Annotated in this window: 4 protein-coding genes; 2 read left to right on the top strand and 2 right to left on the bottom strand. The window is 43.5% G+C overall.

Annotation, left to right across the window (positions count from 1 at the left end; translation table 11 throughout):
* Nucleotides 1-446: GNAT family N-acetyltransferase (locus AB4232_RS20220; RefSeq protein WP_372087867.1), on the bottom strand; the 446-nt coding region annotated here is incomplete at its 3' end.
* A gap of 226 nt (nucleotides 447-672) precedes the next feature.
* Here AB4232_RS20220 and AB4232_RS20215 point away from each other — a divergent pair.
* Both AB4232_RS20215 and AB4232_RS20210 read left to right on the top strand, forming a co-directional pair.
* On the top strand, nucleotides 673-1,998 hold the full coding sequence (locus tag AB4232_RS20215; RefSeq protein WP_371728171.1) for a diguanylate cyclase: 1,326 nt from the start codon (nucleotides 673-675) through the stop codon (nucleotides 1,996-1,998).
* A gap of 126 nt (nucleotides 1,999-2,124) precedes the next feature.
* Nucleotides 2,125-2,868 carry a class I SAM-dependent methyltransferase gene (locus tag AB4232_RS20210; protein WP_372087866.1) on the top strand — a complete coding sequence of 248 codons (744 nt, stop codon included), beginning with the start codon at nucleotides 2,125-2,127 and terminating at the stop codon, nucleotides 2,866-2,868.
* Nucleotides 2,869-3,008: 140 nt separating this feature from the next.
* Here the strand turns inward: AB4232_RS20210 and AB4232_RS20205 are convergent.
* The coding region (locus tag AB4232_RS20205; RefSeq protein ID WP_372087865.1) for a TonB-dependent receptor domain-containing protein at nucleotides 3,009-5,009 on the bottom strand (2,001 nt) is incomplete at its 5' end.

Raw genomic sequence — 5,009 nt, 5'->3', positions numbered from 1 at the left:
ATACTCATGAACTGACTGTGCGGATCTAACACATAATCAGCAAAAGGTTCACAGTAACCGAAGCCAAATTTTTGATACAAATTACGCGCTGGCTTAAAGTAGTCTTCCGATCCCGTTTCTAGGCTAATACGTCGATATTGGCGAGCGGTTGCCGTATCCAAAACGTGCTGCAATAGCTTGCTTGCGACACCGGATTTTCTTGCAAACTGCGAGGTTCTCATCGACTTCAGTTCAGCGTGTTGTGTATCAAGCTCTTTAATGGCGACACACCCAAGCAGTTGGCTGTCTTTCCAACCACTGAAAAAAGTAATCTCTGGCGACTTGAGCCCATCTAGATCCAGTGCATGAACGCTTTCGACTGGCGATGTCGCGTACATATCAGCTAAATGCTCTTCGAGTAGCTCAATAACCTCTCCACCCGACAAATCATCAATTTTTATTTCCATAACTCTTTAATTATCCTTAATAATTTTTTTATCCGTTTTAGATACAGTAAAATTACGCTACCCTCAAAAAGTTGCGTACGGCACACTTTAATCACATAGTCTCGTGACGCTTGTCGTGTTAGGTATCTGATAGCTTTGTCGATATACAGCAGTCACAATTTATTTACGACACCACCATTTATTTAAAGCACCTGTTTTTGGTGAGAGGATATGTAGTCAGATCTATATGAGCATCCAACTAGATTTAACCACAGCCACCCCTAGGCAGAATTTCGACTCTGCACAGGGCTATATTACGCTGCAAGATCACCGTGTCATCGATGTCGACGAAAACATTGCAAAAATCTTCGGTTACAGTTGCCGTGAAGCACTTCTCAACAACGTCGATTTTGTCTACTCATTAATACCCAAAGATTATCACGGCTCTGTCCGTGAACGTTACCTTTCTGCGATTAAAGGCCAACTGGGAAAGGGAAAGGTCTATAAAGATATTCCGGTGAATAACCGCCTTCTCTCGCTGTTTAGCCTTGCTCAAGCGGTCAGAGTCAACGACCGCCCCGCTCTTCGTGTAATGATCATAGATATTACCTCAGTTGTTGCTTCAGAGCGTAAACATCAAGAAAAAGATCGTATGTACCGGACTTTACTCAATAGTTCGAAACAGGGCGTGCTCGTCCACCAAAATTTCAAGCCTCTAATGGTTAATCAAGCCTGGGTTGAAATGCAAGGTGCCAAATCGATAGAAGCAGTGCTTGCCATGGACTCAATCATTTCAATTATTCCGCCGGACAGTCGTATCAATGCCATGAGACGCAGCCAGAGTATTCTTGCCGGTGATACACCAAGCTTCAGTTCTGTGGTTGAAAACCAATGCTTTGATGGGAGTAAAAAACACTTCAACATCTACGACAACATCATTAATTGGGAAGGCGAGAAAGCGATTCAAGTGGTGATAGAAGACGTTTCCGACAAGGTGATATTAGAACAAGAGCTATTGCATCGCGCACTTCACGACGACCTAACACAAGTGTTCAGCCGCAGTGCCATTTACGATTGGTTAAAAAAGCCGTTAAAAGAACAGACTGAGATGTCTTGTTTACTATTGGATATTGATGACTTCAAAAAGATTAATGACCAATTTGGACACAGTGTTGGTGACGATGTGATTCGTACTCTCGCGAATACCATCAAGAAGCACGTCAAAGCCTTGAACGGCGTGGTTGGCCGCTGGGGAGGTGAAGAGTTTATCGTCTTCTTTCCAAAAAACCGAACGACTCATGGAACCATTCTCAACACGGCATACTCACAAGCAAAAATTGTTGGTCAACGTATTTGCGAAGAATTTCGAACCCATCAATTCTTGGGATTTAATCGCACCAAGTTTCAATCAAGCGTCAGTATTGGCATTACCGACAGCTGCATCGTTCGTACCAACAACTCCCTAGATACGTTGATTCGAGTTACAGACGACGCGCTCTATCGTGCTAAATCCAACGGAAAAAATAGAGTCTCAGTAAACCACGAAGGTGCATGTATAGAGTGTGGCTCGTGAAACAATTGCTAAGCATCAAGAAAAGGTCATTTAAGCCTATAAGTTGACCCAAGATTTTCTTGTTATTTTTAAGTTCTAGTTTACTATGCGCCACCCCAATTTTTTCAGCAAATGCTGCAGGCAAACATGTCCGCCAACGCACTCTATACCGACCTATCCGGTTACTATGATTTAATGTGTGTCGATATTGACTACCAAGCGCAGAGTGACTGCGTTCGTAGGTTACATCAGATTTTTGGAAATGAAGGAAAAACACACCTCGACCTTGGATGTGGCACTGGACCACACGTTCGCCATTTTATTGATTACGGCTATCAAAGTAGTGGCCTTGATCTGAATAAACCAATGCTCGACATTGCTCAAGTTCGTTGCCCTGAAGCTAACTTTTCAGTACAAAACATGAGTAACTTTGAGGTCTCAGAACCGCTCGATCTTATCACTTGTTTCTTGTATTCCATCCATTACAACGACGGTATTGAGAGACTAAAAGAGTGCATTGGAAGCGTGCACCGAGCTTTGAAACCCGAAGGTGTCTTCTGCTTCAACGTGGTTGATAAAGAGAAGATAAGCAATGACTTGTTTGTTCGACATACAGCCAACAAAGAACATGATGACTTTACCTTTCGCTCAGGTTGGTACTACTCCGGCGAAGGTAGTAAGCAAATGTTAAAGCTAAGTATCGAAAAAACGACTGCGGGTGAAACTCAAGTATGGAATGACGTACACCCTATGGTGGCATTCTCGTTTAAGGAATTGATCGAGATATTGAAGCCCTACTTTGAGGTTCATATTTTTGAGCACGATTATGACAAGCTGCTGCCTTGGGATACCAAATCAGGTAATGCTTTGGTCACTTGTGTAAAAATCTAGGTAAGCCAATTCCAAACGAATTAAACCGATACAAGCACACAAAAAAGAACCCACACTCGCCGTTCTCTTTAAAGAGTATCGAGCCAATGTGGGTTCTTCGTTTCTATATGTATCTTCCTACCAAATCAAACACAGATTGATTAGAAGTCCGCTGTCATACCTACGTAGTAAGTACGTGGCTCTTCAACATAACCCATACTCTCTAGCTCTTGTGATACAGCTTCATCAGTCAAGTTAGTAATGCCTGCACGTACTCTAACTGAATCATTAATGTTGTATACACCACCAATGTTTAAAGTAGTGTATGCATCTTGAGTCAAATCAGTTTCGATATTACGCTCACCACGGTAACGCGCACTAATAAAGGTATTCAGATCGAAAGTTGGGCTCCAGTTCAGTTTAACTAAACCTGAATGCTTGTAACGCTCAAGCAGTTCTTCACCCGTTGACTTATCTTCTGTGTCTAAGAACGTGTAGTTACCAGACACGCCCCACTCATCGGTAATCTGGAATTGACCCGTAAGTTCAGCACCTTGAACCACCGCCTCAGATACATTGGTATAAGTACGCTTCCCTTTCACATAGCCAGTAGAGCTAGAAGTGTCTGCGCACCCTTTACCCGATTCAAACACTCCGCCGTTCTCGCAGTACGTTTCATCGCGATCAATAAGATCATTGATTTCGTTGCGGAACAAGGCACCTTCAACATTCCAACGTGGTTGGTTGTATATTGCTGCAATTTCATAGTTCAAGCTCGTTTCAGGCTTCAGGTTTTCGTTGCCATATAAATCGCACGCTCCCTTACAGCTATTAACTGTGTAGTCGGCTTGGTTTTGAGTCAACGAAGGCGCTTTAAACGCCTTACCCACGCCGCCTTTGATGATCAGGTCATTAGTCGTTTGGTGAACCAAGTACACACGCGGGCTGAATTCTTCACCGTACAATTCGTGCTTATCTAAACGTCCACCAATGGTTGCGGTGAGTTGTTCAGTCATCAACCACTGGTCTTGAACAAACAAAGCACCTTGATACGCTTCTGATGTACCGTTGATCAAGTTTTCTTTGTTGGTTAATTCGCTCAACTGGTAGTCCATACCAAAAGTTACGGTGTGACTATCACCAAGATAAGTCGTTGCTGACGCTTCTACTATTTGAGTTAGCTCTTCTACATCGCTACTGTAATTGTTACCTAGATCAGCGGCATCGTTGTCTGTCACGTTTTCACGAGAGTAACGAACTTGTGTGTCACCCCAGTTCCAAAAACCGCTGTGTGTAATCGCTTGACTGTTACGTACAACATTACTATCCACTAGGTTCGAACCTGTAGCGTGTTCTGCTAAACCATCACGTTTATCGTCACTATAGCCAAGGTCTAAATCAATCGTCTGATTGTCTGTCATATTCCATGTCAGGTTGGCAAGCAAACTTAAAGTGTCGCGTTCCTCTAGAGCGGTAATATTTTCACGACCATTACCTGTATATGGTTGCCATGCGTCACGCGAGGTTTGATTTAAAGAAAAACGCGCAAACAACTCATCATCAATCAATGCACCGGACGTAGTAAAACCAACAGAATATTCTTCGCCACCATCTCCGTCTAATGGAGATGAAGTGTCCATGTTAATCGTTGAGCTCCAATCATTTTCTGGAGCTTTGGTGATGATGTTGATTGTGCCACCCATACCATCTGAACCGTAAAGTGCAGACATTGGGCCGCGGATGATTTCAACACGTTCGATTGACTCAGCTGGAATAGTCGAGAGATCGAAATCGTTACCACGAATGATGGCACTTGCAGAGCTTAAGCGACGGCCATTCACCATGATAAGCGTATAGTCTGAATCCATACCACGAATAGAGATCATCTGACGGCCAGCACGTGTGCTATCAAAATCAGATTCCACACTCGTTGATTCTGCAACGATGTCAGCCAAAGTGATTCCAGGGCTGTCTTCGATGTCTTGAGCGGTGATAACCGACATTGAAGCTGGCGCTTGTTTTAGAGCCATTTCAGTACGAGTTGCCGTAACAACCATTTGCTCATCTGTCGCTTGCGCTTCTTTTTGCGCTAACACGTTAGCCGATAGTGAGGTGCAAATAACAGCTACTGCGACCGAAAGGGGTTTACGAATCATAAGAGG

The sequence above is a fragment of the Vibrio sp. 10N.286.46.A8 genome, assembly GCF_041470165.1.
In the GTDB taxonomy this organism is placed as follows: domain Bacteria; phylum Pseudomonadota; class Gammaproteobacteria; order Enterobacterales; family Vibrionaceae; genus Vibrio; species Vibrio tasmaniensis_A.
The sequence above is the reverse complement of the archived record's forward strand: the minus strand, read 5'-3'. Positions and strand labels throughout refer to the sequence as shown.

Coding starts and splice junctions, on each gene's coding strand:
- AB4232_RS20210 (WP_372087866.1), top strand. CDS start 2,125: ATGTCCGCCAACGCACTCTATACCGACCTATCCGGTTACTATGATTTA.
- AB4232_RS20215 (WP_371728171.1), top strand. CDS start 673: ATGAGCATCCAACTAGATTTAACCACAGCCACCCCTAGGCAGAATTTC.